Source organism: Pseudomonas baltica, from assembly GCF_031880315.1.
In the GTDB taxonomy this organism is placed as follows: Bacteria; Pseudomonadota; Gammaproteobacteria; order Pseudomonadales; family Pseudomonadaceae; genus Aquipseudomonas.
This window is the reverse complement of the sequence record NZ_CP134771.1, coordinates 3,861,804-3,881,894: the sequence shown is the minus strand read 5'-3', so window position 1 is coordinate 3,881,894 and position 20,091 is coordinate 3,861,804. Positions and strand designations below refer to the sequence as shown.

Here is a 20,091-nt window from a genome sequence, read left to right as displayed (position 1 = left end):
CCGTCCGTAATACGCGTTATCGCCCATCGCCGCATGGCCCTGGCCGCCCTCCACGCGGACTCCTCCCTGGCCACACGCCTCAAGCGCTACAACCATCACATGAACCAAGTCCGCGCCCTAGAAGCGCCAGGCGGTGCCGTATGAGGCGCATGTTTGGTTTGACGGACGAGGATCTGTTCAAATTGCAGCGCGCCGATGAGGCGATCGCCTTGGTGCAAGCGCTGGCGCAGCAAACCAACGAGATCGGTGTATATCAGCCGAAGATGCTTGCGGGGTTCCTCGACCTGGTGCGCGAAGACCTGGGCCGGGTCATCTGCTCGGCCACCGGCAAGAACTCAATCTCTCAATGATCCAGGAAGGACGATTTGCATGAATTTGCAACGCTCACCAGCTACAGGTGGAGCAGGCGCAGCAGGTGCAGGGTTCTTATTTTCTAAGGCCGAGCTCAATAAGGGTGCAAAAAACCGCTAGAATGCGCGGATTAGGAGAAATATTGATCATGCATCAGATTGACGCTGTTGACCTCTTCTGTGGGGCAGGGGGACTTACCGCTGGTTTGTTGAAAACTGGTATCAGCGTCCGCGCAGGTTACGACATCGACCGTAATTGCGAGTACGCCTACCGGGAGAACAATGGCGCGGAGTTCATCGCAGAAAGTGTCGAAATCACGAAGGTTGAAGACGTTGTCGCTTGGTACCGCCCTGGCAGGATCAAGCTGCTTGCTGGTTGCGCGCCATGCCAGCCCTTCTCCACCTACAATCAAGGGCGCGATACCAGTTCGGATCGGAAATGGCCCCTTCTTTATTCTTTCGAGAAGTTGATTAAGGGCGTCAACCCAGAGCTGGTCACGATGGAAAACGTACCTGACGTGACCAAACATAAGGTCTATCACGACTTCGTGAAAAGCCTGGAGCTTGCCGATTACCATATCTGGGCAGGGACGATACATTGCATTGACTACGGACTCCCCCAGCAACGCAAACGCCACGTCCTTCTGGCGTCAAGGCTGGGCCCCATATCCATGATCCCCAAAACTCATAGCAAACCGGTAACGGTCGCCGATGCCATTGGCCACTTCCCGAAGCTCGCGGCCGGTGAGCGTGACCCTAGCGACGACCTCCACCGTGCAGCGACTCTCAGCCCGACAAACCTGAAGCGCATCATGATCTCCAAACCGGGAGGCACCTGGAAAGATTGGCCAGATGCACTTAGAGCTGAATGTCATCGAAAATCCAGCGGCAAAACGTATGCAAGCGTATATGGCCGCATGCGGGGAGACACGCCAGCTCCAACCATGACCACGTTGTGCTATGGGTTTGGAAACGGACGGTTTGGTCACTATGACCCAACGCAAAATCGAGCCATTTCTCTTAGAGAGGCAGCAACCCTGCAAACTTTTCCGCCGGATTACAAATTTATGCCTAGTGAACAAATCACGTTCAAGGCGGTAGGCCGGATGATTGGAAACGCGGTCCCGGTGCGATTGGGCGAAATCATCGGTCTGAGTATCCAGCGGCATCTGGAGGGGCTGGTTCAATAGAAAACTCGTTCCTAAGCCGGGCATCCAAGGACGCAACGTCCTTGGTCTCACACTCCCAAACCACCAGCACCCGCCAGCCCAGATCGCGTAGCTGTGCGGCTTTCCTACCGTCGCGCTCCACGTTCGACGCAAATTTCGGCAGCCAAAAGTCTTCGCGAGTTTTGGGCGTTGAGGCGTAACGACATCCCGGATGCCGATGCCAATAACATCCGTGGACGAAAATCACCGTCCTTCGTTTGGGGAGGACGACATCAGGACTGCCAGGCAGCGACCTGGCGTGAAGCCGGAATCGAAGCCCACAGCGGTGGAGCAGACGTCTTACAATTATCTCCGGTGCCGTGTGCTCTCGCTTGACCATGCGCATCCGATCGGACGCCGTGAACTGATTCATAGTGACTTTTCTCTGCTGAATTGCGGATCCGTTTGTGTAACCATGCAGCCAAAGCCAAACGAACACAACGGGGCCAAACAGCAATGGACGCATTAGTCAAAGCGGAAGACGAGCAGGAGTTTTTTTTGGAAATTGACCTCAACGTGCTGAATCACCTAGGGATAGGTCTCTACAGCAGCACGCCTGCAGTCGTCACGGAGATCGTCGCTAACGCATGGGATGCCGACGCCCACGCTGTTACGGTTGACATTCAACAAGACAAAATCATCGTTCAAGACGATGGCCACGGTATGGGGCCAGGAGAGCTACAGGCACGATTCCTGCGCGTTGGGTATGCCCGCAGGGACCAACCGAAGGGCAACAGGAGCGAAACTCTTGATCGGCCAGTTATGGGCCGAAAAGGAATCGGGAAATTGGCCATGTTCTCTTTGGCGGACCAAATCGACATATGGTCTAAAAAGGAAGGTCTTCCTTCAGTGTCAGCCCGGATCAACGTCGAGCAACTCAGAAAAGACATCCAGTCAGCAAAAAAATATTCACTGGAAAAGCTGGATACTGAGTATGAATGGGGTAACGAGACGGGAACACGTATTGTCCTTTCGAAACTGACAGCAGGAACTGATAAGACAGAGAGTTTCCTTCGCCCCCGCATAGCAAGAAGGTTTAGTGTGCTTGGGGGCGTCCATAATTTTAAAGTAATCATCGACGATAAAGAGATCACAACCCAGGATCGCGGGTATCATGCAGATGTTCAATTTTGGTGGGATCTTGAAGATGAAACCAGGTCAGATCAGAAACCACTACTTAAGAACCTTGCGACCGACGAAGAAGGGAATGAGTGCATCAAACGTATAAATAACGTGGTAGTCGTCGAAAATCGTGCTTACAACCTCCGAGGTTTCATCGCTACAGTTGCGAAGCCAAAGAGCCTCAAAAAGACCGATGACAACATTAATCAAATTTCTTTGTTCGCCAATGGCAGAGTATTTCAGGAGGATATGCTAAAAGACATCGGTAACGCTAAAGTCTTTAATAGCTACATCGTGGGGGAGATTCATGCAGACTTTCTTGACGCGGACTCAATTGACCGGGCAACAGCAAATAGGGAATCGGTCAAAACCGGAGATCCGCTCGTAAGTGCTGTTCGCATGTGGTTGAAAAACACTCTTGACAACATTGCTGACCAGTGGGACGACTGGCGGCGCCAGCAAAATGTCGATAGCGATGATGAGCGTACCAAACTGGCACTTGAAAAATGGTACGCCTCATTAACGGATGCTCGAGACCGGAAGCTAGCTCAGAAACTAATTACCCCCATTCTATCGGCGGAACACTCTAACGACGAAGCCAAAAACCAGGACATAAAGCGAGACTTGGTTCGCAGTGCGATTGTCGGCTTCGAAAAATTGCGAATCCGAAAACAGCTAGACAAGCTCGAAAAGATAACTGACGTACTATCAGTCGAGTTTCAAAAGCTTTTTCTGAATCTTGATAGCGTCGAGGCGACTCACTACCACGAAATCACTCGATCCAGATTACAAGTGATTGAAAAATTCGAAAAAGAGATCGCAAATACAGACGCGCTTGAAAAAGTTGCTCAAAACTATCTGTTCGACCACTTATGGCTACTTGATCCAACTTGGGGACCGGTAGGTGAGAGCAAGGTCATGGAGCAGACCCTCACAAAAGAGCTAAAGGAAATTGCACCAGATACTGCCACCGGGGCGCGGATCGATATCGCTTACAGGACTTCGACTGGCCGCCATGTGATCGTTGAGTTGAAGAGACCTGAAAAAAAGGCGGTAGACGTTGATGACCTTATGAAACAGGGACGGAAATATCGAGGGGCAATCACTGAATACCTACGAAAACAGAGCGATATAGGAAGTTTAAATGGCCGAAAACCTGCCATTGACGTCGTATTTGTCACCGCCGAACTTCCTAGGACCCCTGATGGTGACGCTGTGGAAATCCTCAGAGGAAGCCAGATGCAATCATTCACGTATGAAGGAATGATAGTAAATGCGCGGAGAGCGTATCAAGAGTACTTAGACGCATCTCCGAATATTTCGGTCATCGATGACATCGTGTCTAATATTACCTAACCACGATGCCCTGTCTCACCAGCTAATATGTGAGGCAGGGCAGAATTATTTCAAATAACCTGCGATGTGTTGGGCTCGGCCTCCAATGGTTTGAATCGCACCACCTCTTCTCCCAGCCATTCATTTAACTGCTGTAAACGTGCCTGCAGAGGCTCAAGCTCGTTCATCGCCCAAATCTGCGCAGCCTCCTTGATAGAACCGAAACCGCCGGCGTTCTGCGGAACGATGCCCATCAGCTGTGGTGGTATCCGTAGAGCAGCAAGCATGTCATCGCGGCTGATGTTCTTGATTGAGCCGAACTCGTCTTTCGCCGCGACCTCGCTGACAGGGATCAGCTGAATGCCGTCCTTCTTGCCACCAGGTGCGTACATGAACAGGTTGCGGAAGTTGCCGGGGCCTTTCGCGGACTTGAGCGCCGAGCGCAGCGCACCGACGTCGGCCTCGTTCTGGGCGGTGTCGGTCATGTACATGATGAAACCGGCGTGGCTGCCGTTGTTGTAGTACTTGCGGCGGAACAGCGTTGCGGACTCGTTCAGCAACGCGCTCTGCAGTGCTGGCAGCCACTCAGGCAACCCGTAAATCTCCTGATTGATATCGGCCTCGCGCAACTGGAAAACGGACCCGGGCGCAAACTCGTGTTCCTCTCCCCATGCACGCACCTGAAAAAAGGTGTCCAGGTCGACGCCGCGACGCATGTATTTGCCCAAGGCAGGCAGCAGGCCAGATGCCTGGCGCAGCATGTTCTGGCGCTTCTCCAGGTAACCATTGCCGCACCATAGGAAATCCAGGGCGAACTGCTCGAACGTGGCGCGCGAAAGGAGCCGGTGTGGAATGAAAGTGCGCGAAAGCATGTTGCGCTTGAAGATCAACCCCGACTGCAAGTAGACGCTGGCCCGGGATGACTTGGCCAACCCATCGAAGGACATCGGCGGCTCATACCATCGGCCATTCATCCAGCATTCCAGGTAGTCGAGGATCCCGCGCTCATCAAGGACCGGCGTCGGATCGCCAAATGTGAAGGCCTCCATGCGGCCGGCGCCGCCGGCTGGCATCAGCTCGCCCTCGATCGCTGGCGCAGAAAGGTGCTGGGGCAGTTGCTTGTTGCGGCGTCTGGTCATCAGTAAATCTCCATGAAACTCGTGTTGGTGGCGGTCTGCCCCTCGAGCGGTTCGTTCTGAAACGCATGGAACAGCGCCCAGGCGAGGTCGGCATGGCCGGTTTCCTCGTTGCGCCCTGCGGTGTAAGTGAATTGCCGGCCGCTGGCCGTTACGGTTTTGCGGATCGCCATCAGCGACTGCGCGAGGTCAGTCCAGCCAGCGTCGAACTCCAGGCGGCCCTTGTGGATCACGTCATAGGCCTTGAGCACCAGGCGCGTTTTCACTTCGGGCGAATAGCTAAAGGTGGTGAGGTTCGGGAAAAACTGGCGCACCAGCTGCGCGACGCCCGACCCCATGCCGGTGGTGTCGATGCCGATGTAGGTCACCCAGTAGCGCTGCGTCACCCGGCGGATGGCCTCGGCCTGGGCAGCGAAGTCCATCCCGCGGAACTGGTGGCGCTCGAGCACACGGAACTTGCCACCCGGTACCAGCGGCGGCGCGACGACCACCAGCCCCGAGCTGTCGCCGGTTTCGGCCGGGTCGTAGCCGACCCATACCGCGCGGTCGGCGAAAGGTCGGGCAGCAAATGGTTTGTAGTCCTCCGACCACTCGACCCAGCTGTCCACCATGCACGGCTGCAGGACGTTGAGCGGAAAAATGCTCGCGCCATCGTCGACGAACTGGCACATGAGCAGGTTGGCGAACGCGTCGGCGTTGTACTCGAGGCGCAGCTCCTCGAGGTCGAACAGATCGCAGCCGCGCTGCTCGGCATCCAGGATGGTGACGATCTGGCGCCAGATCCTGTCCTCGCACAGCCGGCCCTGCTGCAGCGACTCGTGCGACACGTCGATTTTCATGCGCTGCGCCGCGGGCTTGCCCTTGTTGAAGCGCTCACCTGTCCAGAACGTATAGGCCTCATGAGCCATGCTGGATGGTGTGGAAAAGTAGGTTCGGCGATATTGCTTCTGCATCGCCATGCCACTGGCGACCTTGTTCAATTCGTTGAACTTGAAGGTCCAGAAGAATTCGTCGAAGTAAAAATTGCCGTGGTAGCCCTGGGCGGTGCGTGCATTGGTACCGAGGAAGTGCAGTTCGGCGCCATTGGCCAGAATGATCGGATCACCAGTGAGCTCGACCCCGCAGACCTCACGCGCAAACCCTTGGATGTAGGCCTTGAAGATGTGGGCCTGATTTTTTGAGGCCGACAGGAAGATCTGATTGCGGCCAGTGACCAGCGCATCGATCAGCGCCTCGCGAGCAAAATAGTACGTCGCGCCGATCTGCCGGCTCTTGAGAATCGCCCGGGTCCGCTGATTGCTGGCCCGGTACCAGTCCAGCTGGTAGCCGAAACAGCCATCGCGGAATGCCTCCGTGAGCAGCTCGATCTGGGACTCGTCAAACTCGTTGCGGGCAGCTTTTTTCTTCGGGCCTTCGTTGCGCTTGGCCAAGTTGGGGTTGAGTTCTGTTTCGGTACCGCCGGACTTGAACCGCTCGATTCGCGCCTGGCGCTCGAGCTGGCGGTGCAACAGGTCAATTTCTTTGAAGTCCCCGCCTGTCTTGCCATCCTTGAGGATCAGCTGTACCAGGCGCGCCTCAAGGGCCCCGCCAATTCGCTCCACATTGTCGGCCCGATCCCACTCATCACGATTCTTCCAGGCGTGGACCGTCTTTTCGTTCTCGCTGAGCATTTCAGCGATCGCGCAGATCCGCAGGCCGGTCCAGTAAAGGAATTTGGCCTGGCGGCGGTTATCTCGAACGGGAGTCAATTCTGCTGTCGTCATGGCGGCGATGCTGACGCCGCGCGCGCGTAGACACGTAGTGGCCTCGGATGTAGCGAAACCCGCTACAAACGGGCTCGATTGCTGCAATAGCGGCCAGAATCGACGATGCACCTCAACGCACTGCACCCAGCAGCCCACGCTTTGAGGACTTCACGCATGAAAAAGAAATTCCGCTCCCAGTGGTTCCGCATCGCCACTGCCGGCGCAACCTCTGACGGCCGGAAGATCGAGCCAGCCTGGATTTCGGAAATGGCGGCGAGCTACAGCCCCTCGGTCTACGGTGCCCGGATCTGGATGGAACACATTCGCGGCACCCTGGCCGACAGCCCCTTCCGTGCCTATGGCGACGTGCTGGCCGTGAAGGCAGAAGAAGTCGATATCGACGGCGAGAAGCGCCTGGCATTGTTCGCCCAGATCGAGCCGACCCCCGACCTGGTCGCGATGGTGAAGGCAAAGCAGAAGATCTACACCAGCATCGAGGTTTCGGAAAAGTTTGCCGACAGCGGCAAGGCATACCTGGTGGGCTTAGGCGTCACCGATAGCCCGGCAAGCCTGGGCACCGATGTCCTGTCGTTCGCCGCGCAGCACCCGGAATCCAACCCCTACAAGTCGCGCAAACAGCACCCGGACAACCTGTTCACTGCCTCCATTGAGGTAGAGCTCGCGTTCGAGGAAGTCGACGATACCCCGAGCAAGACTGAAGGCCTGTTCGCTCGCGTCACCGAGCTGCTGAACCGGACCAAGTCGAAGGGCAAGAAGGATGACGCCCAGTTCTCCGAGCTGACCGAAGCGGTGGGCGCGTTGGCAACCCACGCGGCAGAGCAAACCGAAGCCTACAGCGGCACCGCGGCCGCACTCGAGGCGCTTCAGGGTAAGCATGACCAACTGAGCACCGCCTTCGCAGACCTGGTGAAACGCCTGGGCGAAACCCAGGACCACAGCCAGACCACCCGCCCACCAGCTACCGGCGGCGCCGGCGGCGTCCTGACCGACTACTGATTCAGGCGATCGCCCAATACCGTTTCACTAGGAGAACACCATGCGTAACGAAACTCGAGTCGCTTTCAACGGCTTTACCAAGCAGATCGCTCTGCTCAACTCCATCTCGGCCGCGTCGGAGAAATTCACCGTCACGCCGAGCGTACAGCAGAAGCTGGAGACCGCTATCCAGGAATCGAGCAGCTTTCTCAGGCTGATCAACGTCATCGGCGTGGACGAAAAGGACGGTGAGTCGATCCTTCTTGGCGTGGGCGGCACCGTTGCCGGGCGCACCAACACCACCGCCACGGCGCGCAGCCCGCGTGACGTCAGCTCTTTGAACAGCGATACCTACAGCTGTAAAAAGACTGACTTCGACACCGCCATCCCTTATGCGCTGCTGGATTCGTGGGCCAAGTTTCCTGACTTCCAGACGCGTCTGTCGGGCGCCATCATCGAGCGCCAAGCGCTGGACCGCATCATGATCGGCTGGAACGGCACCAGTGCGGCTGCCACGACTGACCGGGTGGCCAACCCGTTGCTGCAGGACGTGAATATCGGCTGGCTACAGAAGTACCGCACCAAAGCACCCGCCCGTGTCATGAGCAGCGGCAAGGTTGCCGGCAAGGTAACCATCGGTCCGACCGGCGATTACAAGACCCTGGACGGCCTGGTCTATGACGCCATCCAGCTGCTGGATCCGTGGCACCGCAAACGCCCCGACCTGGTCGTCATCGTTGATCGCAACCTGCTGCACTCCAAGTTTCTGGCCAACATAGAAAAGGCTGCGGACAACGAGAACGAGCTAGCAGCTGCGCGCATCATCGCGAACGGCACCTTGGGTGGTCTGAAGATCGTAGACGCGCCTTTCTTCATCGATGGCGCGGTGATGGTGACCACCCTGTCGAACCTGTCGATCTACTTCCAGACCGGCGCGCGCCGTCGCATGACCAAGGACGAGCCGGAGCGCGATCGTATCGCCGATTACCAGTCCTCGAACGAAGACTACGTGATCGAGGACTTCGGTCTCGGCGCCCTGATCGAAAACATTCAAGAGGCGGCATAAGCCATGGGCCTGTCACTCACCCAGCGTCACCAGCGCCGAGTGCTGGCCAGTCTGGAGGCTGCCGCCGCTTCGCCGGCGGTCCCCATGGCGGGTGGAAACGCGTACGAGCTCCAATTGGCGCAGCTGCTGCAGGATCGGCTACGCCTCAAGCAGGTGCAGTCCAACGAAGGCAAGGCCGCCCTAAAGCTGCAAATGCTGCCAGCGTACGAGCCCTACATTCAGGGTGTGCTCGAAGCCGGGAACGGCGCCCAGGACGAAGTCGTCACCACCATCATGGTCTGGCGCATCGACGCTGCGGACTATGTCGGCGCTCTCGATATCGCTGCGTACGTCCTGCAGCACGGTTTGCTGATGCCTGATCGCTTCGAGCGCTCGACTGGATGCCTGATCGCTGAAGAAGTCGCGGAAGCGGCGCTCAAGGCGCAGAAAACCAATGGTGGGTTCGAGCTGAGCACCCTGCACCGAACCATGGAACTCACCGCCGAGCAGGATATGCCCGACGAAGCCCGGGCGAAGCTGTACCTCGCCACTGGCCGCGCCACCGTCGCCGGATTGACCCTGGAGAACCCAGGCCAGCCCGGCCAGGTCGCCGCCGGCATCGAACTGCTCAAGCGTGCCATCGAGCTGAACAGCAGCTGCGGTGGCAAAAAGGATCTGGACGGCGCCGAGCGCCTGCTGAAAAAGATTGCTCCCCCCGAAGGGAGCTGACCGAGCGTACCCCGCAACCCCGGCGGCCCGGGGCTGATCAGCAGGTAACTTGTTGTCCTTGCTGAGACGCCCCGGCCACCGCCGACTAATTCGACCAGGCGGCCAGACCATGAGCGGCTTCATAGCCACAGGGACCCCGACGGGGAGTTACCCCATCACCAATAACGGGTTCTGGCCCGATATCGACGGCATCCAGATGCGCGCCTCCATTCGCCTCGATGGGACTGTCAGCGACGCGCGCCTCGAGGTCGCCGCCGTGAATGCACTGATCCAGGTTAACCAAGAGTTGTCCCGGGTCATGGCGGAGCACAAGGCCGCAGGCTTCAACACCTTGGCGGATGTGCCTGCGGACCAGATCGCAGGGAAAAGCCAGCTGGTATTGCTCTATCTGCGGGCGATCTATTGCACTGCGGCATCGGAACTGTTCGAGCGGTACCGCAGCTTCGACAGCAGCGCGGAAGGTAACCGCAACGCAGACGAAATCACTCCCTCGATCGACGAATATCGCCGCGATGCGCGCTTTGCCATCCGCGATCTGCTCGGCATCGGGCATTCGACAGTGGAGTTGATCTGATGGCCGCCGTCTACGCCCAGCAGGGCGACACCGTCGATGCCATCTGCTGGAGAGTCTATGGCCGGACCGCCAGCGTGACGGAGGCCGTGCTCGATGCGAACCCCGGACTTGCTGATCTGGGCCCCATCTTGCCGCACGGTACGTTGGTGACGCTTCCAGACGAGCCGCCGCAGGCCGAAGAGCAGCAGGTTGTGAACCTATGGGATTGATTTACCACGACAACACCACCGGCCGGGATTGGCCAACAAACATCTACCTTGGATTCTGGAGTCACGCCCATGCCTGACAAACCCGACACCTGGGCCTGGTTTGCGAGCTGGCTCGAGCAAAACTGGCCTGGCATCTACGCCGGCGGCTTAGCCGCATTCATCGCCATGCTGCGCGTGATGTACGGCGGCGGTAACTGGCGCCGATTCGCCTTGGAGGCTCCCCTGTGCGGCGCCCTGGCCATGGCGGCCTGCAGCGGCCTCTCGCTCTTGGGCATTCCCAGCACCACTGGCCCGTTCTTCGGGGGGGTTATCGGCCTGCTCGGTGTCGAGGGCACCCGAGCGCTGGCCAGTCAATTTTTCAATCGCAAGGTGGACCAGCTATGAATTCGCTTCAGCACGGTGACCGCAACCAGGACGTGTGCGACCTACAGCGCGCACTGACCAAGGCAGGATTCAAGGTGGCCGATGATGGCTACTTCGGCGATTCAACCGAATCCGCAGTGCGCGCCTATCAGGCCCGAAAGGGATTGGTCGCAGACGGTATCGCCGGACCCAAGACCATCGCCACCATCAACGGCGTCGAGGCGCCAGGACTTCTTTCCCAGGCAGCGCTCGCCGTTGGCGCCCAACGCCTGGGCGTCGAGCTTGCCGCGATTCTCGCCGTCAACGAGGTGGAGAGCCAAGGCGCGGGCTTCTTGCCCAATGGCAAACCGAAGATCCTGTACGAACGCCACATCATGTATCGTCAGTTGCAGGTCACCCGCTCCACTCAGGACGATGCGAGCGAGCTCAAAGCCAGGGCCGACAAGCTGTGCGTTGCACAACCGAACCTGGTCAACACCGCACCTGGTGGCTACAGCGGCGGTACCGCCGAACACCAGCGCCTGGCCAACGCCAAGTTGATCGATGAAACCAGTGCGCTGGAGTCGGCCAGCTGGGGCGCCTTCCAGATCATGGGTTTTCACGCCGTGCGATTGGGCTATCCCAGCGTGCAGGCCTTCGCCGGGCTGATGGCCCAGGACGAGAACGAGCAGTTCGAAGCTTTCATCCGCTTCATTGAAGCCGATCCGGCGCTGCTGAAGGCCCTGCGCGGAAAAAAATGGGCAGCTTTTGCCAAGGCCTACAATGGCCCCGACTACCTGCGCAACCTTTACGACACCAAGCTCGAGCGCGCCTATGACCGGCACGCCTCTGCGAGCGCCGTGGAGGTGGCCGCATGATCGATATCGACGCCATCCGCAAATTGTCCCCGCAGGACGGTGACATATTCCAGCTGCCCGAAGACGCGCCGCAGGCGTTGGCCCACGAACTTATCGAGGCGCTGACCATCGCCAAGCCCGGACTCCGGGCTGTCGTGATCCGCGGTGATATTCGCCGCTTGGACACCGGTGCCATGAACGCTGCCGGCTGGTACCGGGCATGAGCACGCTCCGCCAGGCCCTCTACGGCCTCGCCCTACTGACCGCCCTTGCTCTGCTGCTCTGGGCGCAGGCGCAGCGGATCGAGGTCGCGGATAAGAACACCGAGCTCGCGCAGAAGGACGCCGACACCGCCCTGGACCGAGCAAACCGCGCCGAAGCTGCCCAATTGCATTTAGCCGCTGAGCTCAAAGACGAACGAATGAGCCAGGCCAGCCTGATGCGGTTGCATCAGGACCTCAAGCTGGGCGTAGCCAAACGGAACAAGCAGATTGAGGACTTGAAGCGTGAAAACGAAGAATTGCAGAAATGGGCTGACCAGCCTTTGCCTGATGTTGCTCGCCGCCTGCGCGAGCGCCCCGCCATCACCGGCGCAGCTGCTTATCGAGACTGGCTGTCCAGCGGTGATCCCATGCACGCTGGGAGCGACGGGGCCGCGAAATAACGGCGCGTTGCTCACCGACGCCGAGGCTGTCGAAGCGGACTGGGCCGCCTGCGCTGCCCAAGTCGATATGATTTACGAGCACCAGGTCAAACAGGCGAAGGCGAAATGAACAAACCCGAGTCCCTGCGCGCTCATCTGATGGCGACCATTCCCGAGCTGCGCCACAACCCCGATCGCATGATCGTCTTCGTGGACAACGGCACAATGCGCAGCACCGCAGCGCCAGGCCTGTCCTTCGAGTACTCCTACACGCTGAACCTAATCCTCACCGATTACGCCGGGCACCCCGACGCCGTAGCCATTCCCCTGTTCGCCTGGGTGCTGGTCAACCAGCGCGAGCTCATGGAAAACCTGGACAAAGGCAAAGAGGCCATCAGCTTCGAGGCCGATGTCCTAGACAACAGTAAGGTAGATCTGTCCATCAAACTGCCACTGACCGAACGAGTGATCGTCAAAAGGATGGACGATGGATCGCTCCAAGTGTCGCACCCCGCAGAGCCGATCGTGGACGAAGAGCTGTTCCTGGCCCCAGGCATAACGGTTCGCAACAGCGCCGGCGATACGCTCTGGGTTTGGGGGGAGCCATGACGGATGACTTGCGCGCGGTTGAACATTGGGCCGGAGCCCTGCTTGAGCGCCTGAATGGTCCCGAGCGCCGCAAATTGATGGGTACCCTGGCCCGTGACATTCGTCGCAGCCAAGCCCAGCGCATTGCTTCTCAGCGCAACCCAGACGGCAGCTCGTTCGTCCCCCGGAAGCCAAAAAAGGACCTGCGTGGCAAAAAGGGCCGGATCAAAAGTAAGATGTTCACCAAGCTACGGACCGCCAAGTACTTCCGCACCCAGACCACCATGTCAGGCTTCACCGTTGGTTTCGCTGGTAGGGTCGGGCGGATCGCTAGGGTGCACCAATACGGTTTGAATGATCGGCCGGCCTTTGGCCAGGCGGATGTGCGCTACGACCCGCGGGAGCTGCTGGGCTTTACCCAGGCAGAGCTCGAAGCCATCCGTAATGCGGTGATCGACCACATCAGAATCTGATCACCCCTTGTAACGCCCCTTTCTACATCGCCAGCTGGATGATCCTCGCACGCGCGAGCGCCACCATCGGCGGCATGGACAAACTCTCCGATCTGACCCGACGCCTTGAAAACCTGATCCGTGGCGGCACCATTGCCGAAATCGATCAGAACGCGCCCCTGTGCCGGGTCAAAAGCGGTGGCCTGGTATCGGCCTGGCTTCCCTTTTTCGCGCCACGCGCCGGTACCGACAGCGAATGGGATCCGCCCAGCATTGGCGAGCAGTGCGTGATTCTCTCGCCTTCGGGCGACCCGGCAACCGGCTTCGTGCTGGTGGGCATCTACAGCAACCAGTTTCCTGCACCTGACACCAGTCTGACCCGCCATCGCCGCAAGTATCGCGACGGGGCCGTCATCGACTATGACACCGACACCCACACCCTCACCGCCACGCTACCAAGCGGCGGCAAGGTGGATGTCGTCGCACCTGGTGGTATGTCGATCGTGGGAAACCTTGACGTTGATGGGTTGATCAACTCGACCCAGGACGTGACCGCCGGACCTCAGAAAATCAGCCTGATCAACCACAGGACCAGCGGCGTCCAGCGTGGCGGCGGCGTCTCCGACGGGCCGGTCCCATGATTGGCATGAACGCGGCCACGGGCCGAACCATCACCGACAACGAGCACCTGGTGCAGTCGATCGGCGACATCCTGACCACGCCTCTCGGATCTCGGGTGATGCGCCGCGAATACGGCAGCCAGCTCGCAGACCTTGTGGACTGGCCCTTGAACGATGCCACACGCCTGCAGGCCTACGCCGCAATCGCTACAGCGTTGATGCGCTGGGAACCGAGGATCCGTTTGAGCCAGATCCAACTGACCCTGGGCGACAGCCCTGGGCAAGCATTCCTCGATATCAGCGCTACCCGGGTAGACACCAATTCCTCGACCAGCCTGCGCGTACCGCTGAACATGGGAGCCACCGCATGACTACCTTTACGCCGATCGACCTCGCAGCCCTGCCGGATCCCGCCGTGGTCGAGCAGATCGACTACGAAATCATCCTCGCAGAGCGCAAGGCCTACGCGGTCAGTCTTTGGCCAACGGCACAGCAGGCCGAGGTGGCCGCGACGCTGGCCCTCGAGTCGGAGCCACTGACAAAACTCATCCAGGAGAACGCATATCGTGAGACGCTCTGGCGCCAACGGGTGAACGAGGCGGCCCTTGCGACCATGCTCGCCAAGGCAAAGGGCGATGACTTGGTGCAGCTCGCGGCGAATTGCAACGTCTCTCGCCTAGTGGTCACTCCGGCCGATCCAACCGCGGTACCCCCTGTCGCAGCAGTTATGGAGTCCGATGACAGCCTCCGCGAACGCGCCCAGATGGCTTGGGAAGGCCTTTCCACTGCGGGCCCCCGTAACAGCTATATCTTGCACGCGCGCAGTGCCCACGGGACCATCGCCGACGCGACAGCGGATAGCCCCTCCCCAGCGGAAGTGGTGGTCACCGTGCAATCGCTCCTGGCCGACGGTACGGTATCGGACGATGTGGTTGCGACCGTCGCGGCGTACCTAAGCGACGATGATCGGCGCCCAGTCGCCGATCGCCTGACGGTCCAGTCCGCCCAGGTAATGCCATACAGCGTGGACGCGACCATCTACCTGCCTTCGACTGGGCCCGAGGCCGAGCCGATCCGCGCAGCCTCCGAAGCGAAGCTGACGGCGTTCGTAAACCAACGCCGCCGGCTAGGTGTGGAAATTGCCCGATCCGCGATCGACGCCGCGCTGCATGTCGAAGGCGTGCGCAAGGTGGTTCTTGCGAACTGGGTGGACATCACTCCCACTTCCAGCCAAGCCGCGTACTGCACCAGCGTCCGCGTCGTGGTCGGAGCCCAGACATGACTGCCCTACTTCCGCCAAACGCGAAGCAGCTGGAGAGCCTGACGGCCGAAGCCATCGCTTTGATTTACCAAGTCCCGATTCCTATCAAGGACCTGGTGAGCCCGGACCGCTGCCCCGTCGACCTGCTGCCGTACCTTGCCTGGGCTTTTTCGGTAGATCGCTGGGACTCGACCTGGTCAGAAGTGACCAAGCGACAGGTCATCAAATCGTCCTACTACGTCCACTCCCACAAGGGGACGATCGGCGCGCTGCGGCGTGTCGTCGAGCCACTGGGTTATCTGCTCGAGGTTGTGGAGTGGTGGCAGACGGTACCGCCCGGCGTGCCTGGCACGTTCGCGATCAAGGTCGGTGTCCTCGACACCGGGATCACCGAGGAGATGTATGACCTGCTCACCTGGCTCATCGACGACGCCAAACCCCTAAGCAGGCAGCTGACTGGCCTCGCCATCAGCCTGGGCACCGATGGCCGCACCTATCGCGGCGCCGCTGCATACGACGGCGATGAAATCGACGTTTACCCACCTGAACCCCGAGACATCGAGGTCTCGGGCGTCATCGGCCGCGTGGCCCGTGAAACAACTATTGATACCTTGGACATCTACCCATGACCGACCAGACCTCGCAGTTTTACGCCATCCTCACAAACATCGGCCTGGCCAAGCAGGCGAACGCCGATGCCCTCGGCATTGGATGGAAAATCACTCAAATGGGTGTGGGTGATGCGAACGGCACTGAGCCAATGCCTGCAGCGACCCAGACCAAGCTCATCAATGAAGTTCGCCGCGCACCGCTCAACCAGCTGAAGGTGGACCCGAATAACTCAGCGATCATAGTTGCCGAGCAGGTCATCCCGGCCGAGGTCGGCGGGTTCTGGATCCGCGAGCTAGCGCTATACGACGATGCCGGCGATATGGTTGCTGTGGCCAACTGCCCGCCATCCTTCAAGCCGCTGCTCACTCAGGGCTCGGGGCGCACCCAGACTGTGCGCATGAACCTGATCGTCAGCAATACCAGCAGTGTTGAGTTGAAAATCGACCCTTCGGTGGTATTGGCTACCAGGGCCTATGTAGATCAGGCCGTTGCTACGGAACTGAGCAAGCAGGACTACAAGCAATCAGTACGAGCTGTCGCAACTGCAAACATCGTCCTGAGCGGGCTACAAACCGTCGATGGCGTCGTGGTGGTCGCAGGAGATCGCGTCCTGGTACCGACGCAGAACACCGGGAAAGACAACGGTTTGTACGTCGCGGCCGCCGGCCCTTGGTCCCGGGCAACGGACGCTGATATATCTGCCGAGGTTACCCCTGGCGTCCTGGTGGTCGTAGAGGAAGGCGATGCGTACGCGGATAGCATCTGGCAGTTGACGACCAACGCACCCATCACGCTTGGCGCCACTGCGCTGGTGTTCGAACTGCTGGTCGGCAAGCAGGCCTCCCAGTCCGAAGCTATCGCCGGCATCAACGCGAGCAAGACCATGACGGCACTTCGCGTGGCGCAGGCAATTCAGGTTTCCGCGGGAATTCTGGCCGTCGATACCGGCGCGGCTGGTGCCTACGTTGGACTGTATTCCCCGGCGATAACCGAGCTGAAAGATCAAATGGTAGTCCGGCTAAAAGCTTCGAATCCAAACCCCGGGGCAGCGACATTCAAGGTCAATGCCTTGGCGCCCGCTCCGATCGTGGACCTGACGCACTCTGTCTTGCAAGGCGGCGAGATCGCTGCCAATGGCGAGTTGGTTCTGCAGTGGAACAGCGCGATAGGTACTGGGTCGTGGGTGCTGTTGAGCAACGCTGGCGGCGCGCCGCTATCTGCGCCAGCGGGCATCGGGCCATCGGCACGTATTCGAAATATCACCATCGTCGGCGCGACAATTTCTGGATGGGTCGACGACTGGGTCATCGTAGGCGTGGCGAACTCCAGCAAGACGTGGAAGATCCCCAACTTTTCAGCGCAGCTCAGTTTGAGCAAAACAGGTATAGGCGGATTGGATACGGGTTCTGCCACGGCAAACGGGTTCTTGCTGGTTTACGCTGCTTACAACCCGGTAACCAAGGCTTATGGCGTTTTTGGGCAGATGGAGTCGGCCGGGACAGTTGGGACGGTAGGCGCTCCTGCAACGTATCAAGGCGCAAACCTTCCAGCGGGCTATACCGCTACAGCTCTGATCGGGATTGCTCCGGTGGGCAGCACTCCGACCACCTTTGGTGCGTTCACCCAGGTAGGTCGAAGGGTAAGACTGGCTCAGTCTGCAATTGTGAGTCTTTCGGCCATACCAACGTCGCAATCCTGGCAAACGGTGGCATCTGCGAGCATTCCTTTTGGCGCGCTGTCCGTAGATGGTTTTTTGAGCATGACCTCAAACTATAGCAGCGGCCCAATGACGCTTCAGGGCGGGATTGCGGCTGTCGCCGGCGGTTCGGCTACACAAATTCTTCTGACTAGCTCGTCTGGGCTCTGCTCGAATAACAACTCGTTTGCTGACTTGCCCATTCACACGCCAAGGACGATCGCCTACTTCTTCTTCAACTCCGTGTCGACAACGGCGGCAATTTTGGCGGCCGCTATTTTGACTGGATTTACTTTTTAACAGGAGCGCGCATGAGCATTTATGTGACCTTGGACCCAGACAACGTAGTAATTAGCGTTGTCACGGTTCCAAATCCGAGTGGGACTACGGTGGACGAAGTATTTCCTGGCAATCCCGAGTACACCGCATCACTTATTCAGGTTGATGATCATCCGAATATTGCGGTGGGCTGGAACGGTACGAGAAAAGGTAACAGTTGGTCCTTCGTCTCGTTCGAGGAATCGGCCGACTACATCGCCAAAGACCGCATCCAGAAAATTGCAGATGAGCGCTTCTTGCGGGAGACAGCCGGAACGGCCGTAAGCGGCGTAGCTGTTCTTACTGATCGAACGACGCAGATGAAGCTGACTGCTGCCGCCGTGCGAGCTCAGAGGGATGCGAGTTATTCGGTGAACTGGAAGCAATCTGACGGAAAATACATCGAGCTCAGTGCTACGCAGCTAGTCGCGATCGCCGATGCCGTCGGTGACTATGTCCAGGCTTGCTATGACCGCGAGGCCGTCTTACTCAGCGCCCTGACTGATGGCACTTACGCTGATGCGATGCTGGTCGAGGGGTGGCCAACATGAGCAAGTTCTTGAACACTCTTAAAACTGAGCAAGTTGGAAAATGGAATCACACTTTGCTGGGCCGCCTGGACCTCGAAGATGAAATAGAAGGCAATATTTCAGTGCCTTCGGGTTTCCAAACAAACTTCGCCAGCATTGGCTCGCTGCATAACATTTTTTTGTTTCTTCTCTTCGCGTTGGTAGCGGGATACGGAAACTATGCAGCGACTGTGCATGACTTTCTCTACACCACTGGTGTGATGAGCCGCGACCGCGCCGACGCAGTGTTCTACCGTGCGCTGCGCGCTGAGGGCATAGCGAAGTGGCGTGCCTGGCTGTTTTGGGTGGGAGTGCGCATTGGGGGAGCTTCGCATTACAGGACCGCTGCGTAATAGTTTCACCTGGGGAGGATTCGCCTCGCACATGCGGGGCTTTTTTTCGTCTGCGATGTAGGAAGCCTCGTTACATCCCGCCTCGCTCGTCGCTCAGTCGCGCGCGCGTCACTCTGCGCTTTATCGCCAATCACGCGCAGGACACCCCAATGGCTACCGATTACCACCACGGCGTACGGGTCGTAGAGATCAACGAGGGCAGCCGCCCCATCCGTACCATTTCCACCGCAATCATCGGCATGGTCTGCACCGCCAGCGATGCCGACGCGGCCACTTTTCCCCTGAACAAGCCGGTACTGCTGACCGATGTGCTGACCGCCAGCGGTAAGGCCGGCGAACTGGGCACCTTGGCGGCGAGCCTTGATGCCATTTCCGACCAGGCCAGCCCGGTCACCGTGGTGGTGCGCGTAGAGGAAGGCGGCACCGACGCTCTCACGACCTCAAACGTGATCGGCGGGGTCAACGCCAATGGACAATACACCGGCATGCAGGCGCTGCTCGCTGCCGAGGTCCAGTTGGGCGTGCGGCCTCGCATTCTGGGCGCACCAGGGCTCGACTCGTTGCCAGTGACCACCGCCATGGTGACCATTGCCCAGAAGCTGCGCGGCTTTGCCTATGCCAATGCATGGGAATGCCAGACCGCGTCGGAGGCGATCGCCTATCGCGAAAACTTTTCTGCTCGCGAGTTGATGCTGGCCTGGCCGGATTTCGTCAGCTGGGACACCGTCACCAGCGCGGACGTTACCGCGTCGGCCGTCGCACGGGCCTTGGGCCTTCGCGCTCAGATCGATGAGCAGGTGGGCTGGCACAAGACCCTGTCGAACGTCGGGGTCAACGGTGTCACTGGTTTGAGCAAGGACATCTATTGGGACCTGCAGAACCCCGCTACCGACGCCGGGCTGCTCAACGCTGCTGATGTCACCACGCTGATTCGCCGTGACGGCTTCCGCTTTTGGGGTTCGCGTACCTGCAGCGACGATCCGCTATTCGCCTTCGAGAACTACACCCGCACGGCCCAGGTGCTGGCAGACACTATGGCCGAGGGCCAATTCTGGGCTGTGGACAAGCCCATGCACCCGAGCCTGGTGCGCGACATCGTCGAGGGCATCAACGCGAAGTTCCGCGAGATGACTCGTTTGGGCTACCTGATTGGCGGCGAGTGCTGGTACGACGAGGCCGCAAACGACAAGGACACCCTCAAGGCCGGCAAGCTTTACCTGGACTACGACTACACCCCGGTCCCGCCGCTCGAGAACCTCAACCTTCGCCAGCGCATCACCGACCGATACCTGGTGGACTTCGCCAGCCGCGTCAATTCCTGATAACCCGAT

The 20,091-nt window shown here is 59.0% G+C and carries 25 protein-coding genes and 1 pseudogene; 23 read left to right on the top strand and 3 right to left on the bottom strand.

The features are described 5' to 3' along the window. Positions 1-140 precede the first annotated feature (140 nt). Complete coding sequence (locus REH34_RS17445; RefSeq protein ID WP_311968603.1) at positions 141-350, top strand: hypothetical protein; 210 nt, start codon at positions 141-143, stop codon at positions 348-350. A gap of 149 nt (positions 351-499) precedes the next feature. Continuing rightward, entirely contained in the window at positions 500-1,540 is a 1,041-nt protein-coding gene (locus tag REH34_RS17440; RefSeq protein WP_311968602.1) for a DNA cytosine methyltransferase, read from the top strand. On the opposite strand, the gene REH34_RS17435 is transcribed toward REH34_RS17440, so the two are convergent. Then, positions 1,494-1,931, bottom strand: a complete 438-nt coding sequence (locus tag REH34_RS17435; RefSeq protein WP_311968601.1) for a DNA mismatch endonuclease Vsr — start codon at positions 1,929-1,931, stop codon at positions 1,494-1,496. The two genes, REH34_RS17440 and REH34_RS17435, sit on opposite strands and share 47 nt — an antisense overlap. An 83-nt stretch (positions 1,932-2,014) precedes the next feature. Between REH34_RS17435 and REH34_RS17430 the strand changes: the two genes are divergently transcribed. Beyond that, a complete protein-coding gene (locus REH34_RS17430; protein ID WP_311968600.1) occupies positions 2,015-4,036 on the top strand; it encodes an ATP-binding protein in 2,022 nt (673 codons plus the stop codon). A gap of 50 nt (positions 4,037-4,086) precedes the next feature. On the opposite strand, the gene REH34_RS17425 is transcribed toward REH34_RS17430, so the two are convergent. Together REH34_RS17425 and REH34_RS17420 are read right to left on the bottom strand one after the other, a co-directional pair. After that, positions 4,087-5,154: a phage portal protein gene (locus REH34_RS17425; RefSeq protein ID WP_311968599.1), complete on the bottom strand. Its 1,068-nt coding sequence runs from the start codon at positions 5,152-5,154 to the stop codon at positions 4,087-4,089. Next, on the bottom strand, positions 5,154-6,914 hold the full coding sequence (locus REH34_RS17420; RefSeq protein WP_311968598.1) for a terminase ATPase subunit family protein: 1,761 nt from the start codon (positions 6,912-6,914) through the stop codon (positions 5,154-5,156). The genes REH34_RS17425 and REH34_RS17420 overlap by 1 nt, the downstream gene beginning before the upstream one ends. Before the next feature lie 156 nt (positions 6,915-7,070). Between REH34_RS17420 and REH34_RS17415 the strand changes: the two genes are divergently transcribed. The 20 genes and pseudogenes from REH34_RS17415 to REH34_RS17320 all read left to right on the top strand — a co-directional run bounded on the left by REH34_RS17415 (position 7,071) and on the right by REH34_RS17320 (position 20,082). Then, on the top strand, positions 7,071-7,913 hold the full coding sequence (locus tag REH34_RS17415) for a GPO family capsid scaffolding protein (protein ID WP_311968597.1): 843 nt from the start codon (positions 7,071-7,073) through the stop codon (positions 7,911-7,913). A gap of 40 nt (positions 7,914-7,953) precedes the next feature. Continuing rightward, entirely contained in the window at positions 7,954-8,958 is a 1,005-nt protein-coding gene (locus tag REH34_RS17410) for a phage major capsid protein, P2 family (protein WP_311968596.1), read from the top strand. 3 nt (positions 8,959-8,961) lie between these two features. Next, the gene (locus REH34_RS17405; protein WP_311968595.1) at positions 8,962-9,666 is read left to right on the top strand and encodes a terminase endonuclease subunit; all 705 of its coding nucleotides are present in this window, start codon (positions 8,962-8,964) and stop codon (positions 9,664-9,666) included. A 109-nt stretch (positions 9,667-9,775) separates the two neighbouring features. Continuing rightward, positions 9,776-10,240 carry a head completion/stabilization protein gene (locus tag REH34_RS17400; RefSeq protein WP_311968594.1) on the top strand — a complete coding sequence of 155 codons (465 nt, stop codon included), beginning with the start codon at positions 9,776-9,778 and terminating at the stop codon, positions 10,238-10,240. Continuing rightward, entirely contained in the window at positions 10,240-10,449 is a 210-nt protein-coding gene (locus REH34_RS17395; protein WP_311968593.1) for a tail protein X, read from the top strand. Before REH34_RS17400 ends, REH34_RS17395 begins: the two co-directional genes overlap by 1 nt. Before the next feature lie 69 nt (positions 10,450-10,518). After that, entirely contained in the window at positions 10,519-10,833 is a 315-nt protein-coding gene (locus REH34_RS17390; protein WP_311968592.1) for a phage holin, lambda family, read from the top strand. After that, positions 10,830-11,669, top strand: coding sequence for an N-acetylmuramidase family protein (locus REH34_RS17385; protein WP_311968591.1), 840 nt, complete (start codon positions 10,830-10,832; stop codon positions 11,667-11,669). The genes REH34_RS17390 and REH34_RS17385 overlap by 4 nt, the downstream gene beginning before the upstream one ends. Next, positions 11,666-11,872, top strand: coding sequence for a hypothetical protein (locus REH34_RS17380; RefSeq protein WP_311968590.1), 207 nt, complete (start codon positions 11,666-11,668; stop codon positions 11,870-11,872). Before REH34_RS17385 ends, REH34_RS17380 begins: the two co-directional genes overlap by 4 nt. After that, a pseudogene (locus REH34_RS17375) lies at positions 11,869-12,231 on the top strand (LysB family phage lysis regulatory protein); the annotation flags it as partial. The gene REH34_RS17380 and the pseudogene REH34_RS17375, both read left to right, overlap by 4 nt. Beyond that, positions 12,155-12,421, top strand: a complete 267-nt coding sequence (gene lysC, locus REH34_RS17370) for an Rz1-like lysis system protein LysC (protein WP_311968589.1) — start codon at positions 12,155-12,157, stop codon at positions 12,419-12,421. The pseudogene REH34_RS17375 and the gene lysC, both read left to right, overlap by 77 nt. Then, positions 12,418-12,900: a phage tail protein gene (locus REH34_RS17365; protein WP_311968588.1), complete on the top strand. Its 483-nt coding sequence runs from the start codon at positions 12,418-12,420 to the stop codon at positions 12,898-12,900. Before lysC ends, REH34_RS17365 begins: the two co-directional genes overlap by 4 nt. Next, positions 12,897-13,352, top strand: coding sequence for a phage virion morphogenesis protein (locus tag REH34_RS17360; protein WP_311968587.1), 456 nt, complete (start codon positions 12,897-12,899; stop codon positions 13,350-13,352). Before REH34_RS17365 ends, REH34_RS17360 begins: the two co-directional genes overlap by 4 nt. A 38-nt stretch (positions 13,353-13,390) precedes the next feature. Beyond that, positions 13,391-13,972 (top strand): phage baseplate assembly protein V, encoded by a 582-nt coding sequence (locus REH34_RS17355; RefSeq protein ID WP_311968586.1) that lies wholly within the window; start codon positions 13,391-13,393, stop codon positions 13,970-13,972. After that, on the top strand, positions 13,969-14,322 hold the full coding sequence (locus REH34_RS17350) for a GPW/gp25 family protein (RefSeq protein ID WP_311968585.1): 354 nt from the start codon (positions 13,969-13,971) through the stop codon (positions 14,320-14,322). The genes REH34_RS17355 and REH34_RS17350 overlap by 4 nt, the downstream gene beginning before the upstream one ends. Beyond that, positions 14,319-15,233: a baseplate J/gp47 family protein gene (locus tag REH34_RS17345; RefSeq protein ID WP_311968584.1), complete on the top strand. Its 915-nt coding sequence runs from the start codon at positions 14,319-14,321 to the stop codon at positions 15,231-15,233. The genes REH34_RS17350 and REH34_RS17345 overlap by 4 nt, the downstream gene beginning before the upstream one ends. Beyond that, a complete protein-coding gene (locus tag REH34_RS17340) occupies positions 15,230-15,841 on the top strand; it encodes a phage tail protein I (protein ID WP_311968583.1) in 612 nt (203 codons plus the stop codon). Before REH34_RS17345 ends, REH34_RS17340 begins: the two co-directional genes overlap by 4 nt. After that, complete coding sequence (locus REH34_RS17335; protein WP_311968582.1) at positions 15,838-17,820, top strand: phage tail protein; 1,983 nt, start codon at positions 15,838-15,840, stop codon at positions 17,818-17,820. Before REH34_RS17340 ends, REH34_RS17335 begins: the two co-directional genes overlap by 4 nt. Positions 17,821-17,831: 11 nt before the next feature. Then, positions 17,832-18,389: a DUF4376 domain-containing protein gene (locus REH34_RS17330; RefSeq protein WP_311968581.1), complete on the top strand. Its 558-nt coding sequence runs from the start codon at positions 17,832-17,834 to the stop codon at positions 18,387-18,389. After that, positions 18,386-18,760: a DUF1353 domain-containing protein gene (locus REH34_RS17325; protein WP_311968580.1), complete on the top strand. Its 375-nt coding sequence runs from the start codon at positions 18,386-18,388 to the stop codon at positions 18,758-18,760. The genes REH34_RS17330 and REH34_RS17325 overlap by 4 nt, the downstream gene beginning before the upstream one ends. A 149-nt stretch (positions 18,761-18,909) precedes the next feature. Beyond that, positions 18,910-20,082: a phage tail sheath protein gene (locus REH34_RS17320; RefSeq protein WP_311968579.1), complete on the top strand. Its 1,173-nt coding sequence runs from the start codon at positions 18,910-18,912 to the stop codon at positions 20,080-20,082. Positions 20,083-20,091: the final 9 nt, after the last annotated feature.

Coding starts and splice junctions, on each gene's coding strand:
- REH34_RS17415 (WP_311968597.1), top strand. CDS start 7,071: ATGAAAAAGAAATTCCGCTCCCAGTGGTTCCGCATCGCCACTGCCGGC.
- REH34_RS17360 (WP_311968587.1), top strand. CDS start 12,897: ATGACGGATGACTTGCGCGCGGTTGAACATTGGGCCGGAGCCCTGCTT.
- REH34_RS17420 (WP_311968598.1), bottom strand. CDS start 6,914: ATGACGACAGCAGAATTGACTCCCGTTCGAGATAACCGCCGCCAGGCC.
- REH34_RS17390 (WP_311968592.1), top strand. CDS start 10,519: ATGCCTGACAAACCCGACACCTGGGCCTGGTTTGCGAGCTGGCTCGAG.
- REH34_RS17355 (WP_311968586.1), top strand. CDS start 13,391: ATGATCCTCGCACGCGCGAGCGCCACCATCGGCGGCATGGACAAACTC.
- REH34_RS17325 (WP_311968580.1), top strand. CDS start 18,386: ATGAGCAAGTTCTTGAACACTCTTAAAACTGAGCAAGTTGGAAAATGG.
- REH34_RS17340 (WP_311968583.1), top strand. CDS start 15,230: ATGACTGCCCTACTTCCGCCAAACGCGAAGCAGCTGGAGAGCCTGACG.
- REH34_RS17335 (WP_311968582.1), top strand. CDS start 15,838: ATGACCGACCAGACCTCGCAGTTTTACGCCATCCTCACAAACATCGGC.
- REH34_RS17345 (WP_311968584.1), top strand. CDS start 14,319: ATGACTACCTTTACGCCGATCGACCTCGCAGCCCTGCCGGATCCCGCC.
- REH34_RS17445 (WP_311968603.1), top strand. CDS start 141: ATGAGGCGCATGTTTGGTTTGACGGACGAGGATCTGTTCAAATTGCAG.
- REH34_RS17425 (WP_311968599.1), bottom strand. CDS start 5,154: ATGACCAGACGCCGCAACAAGCAACTGCCCCAGCACCTTTCTGCGCCA.
- REH34_RS17330 (WP_311968581.1), top strand. CDS start 17,832: ATGAGCATTTATGTGACCTTGGACCCAGACAACGTAGTAATTAGCGTT.
- REH34_RS17435 (WP_311968601.1), bottom strand. CDS start 1,931: ATGAATCAGTTCACGGCGTCCGATCGGATGCGCATGGTCAAGCGAGAG.
- REH34_RS17410 (WP_311968596.1), top strand. CDS start 7,954: ATGCGTAACGAAACTCGAGTCGCTTTCAACGGCTTTACCAAGCAGATC.
- REH34_RS17430 (WP_311968600.1), top strand. CDS start 2,015: ATGGACGCATTAGTCAAAGCGGAAGACGAGCAGGAGTTTTTTTTGGAA.
- REH34_RS17380 (WP_311968590.1), top strand. CDS start 11,666: ATGATCGATATCGACGCCATCCGCAAATTGTCCCCGCAGGACGGTGAC.
- REH34_RS17385 (WP_311968591.1), top strand. CDS start 10,830: ATGAATTCGCTTCAGCACGGTGACCGCAACCAGGACGTGTGCGACCTA.
- REH34_RS17405 (WP_311968595.1), top strand. CDS start 8,962: ATGGGCCTGTCACTCACCCAGCGTCACCAGCGCCGAGTGCTGGCCAGT.
- REH34_RS17365 (WP_311968588.1), top strand. CDS start 12,418: ATGAACAAACCCGAGTCCCTGCGCGCTCATCTGATGGCGACCATTCCC.
- REH34_RS17350 (WP_311968585.1), top strand. CDS start 13,969: ATGATTGGCATGAACGCGGCCACGGGCCGAACCATCACCGACAACGAG.
- REH34_RS17400 (WP_311968594.1), top strand. CDS start 9,776: ATGAGCGGCTTCATAGCCACAGGGACCCCGACGGGGAGTTACCCCATC.
- REH34_RS17395 (WP_311968593.1), top strand. CDS start 10,240: ATGGCCGCCGTCTACGCCCAGCAGGGCGACACCGTCGATGCCATCTGC.
- REH34_RS17320 (WP_311968579.1), top strand. CDS start 18,910: ATGGCTACCGATTACCACCACGGCGTACGGGTCGTAGAGATCAACGAG.
- REH34_RS17440 (WP_311968602.1), top strand. CDS start 500: ATGCATCAGATTGACGCTGTTGACCTCTTCTGTGGGGCAGGGGGACTT.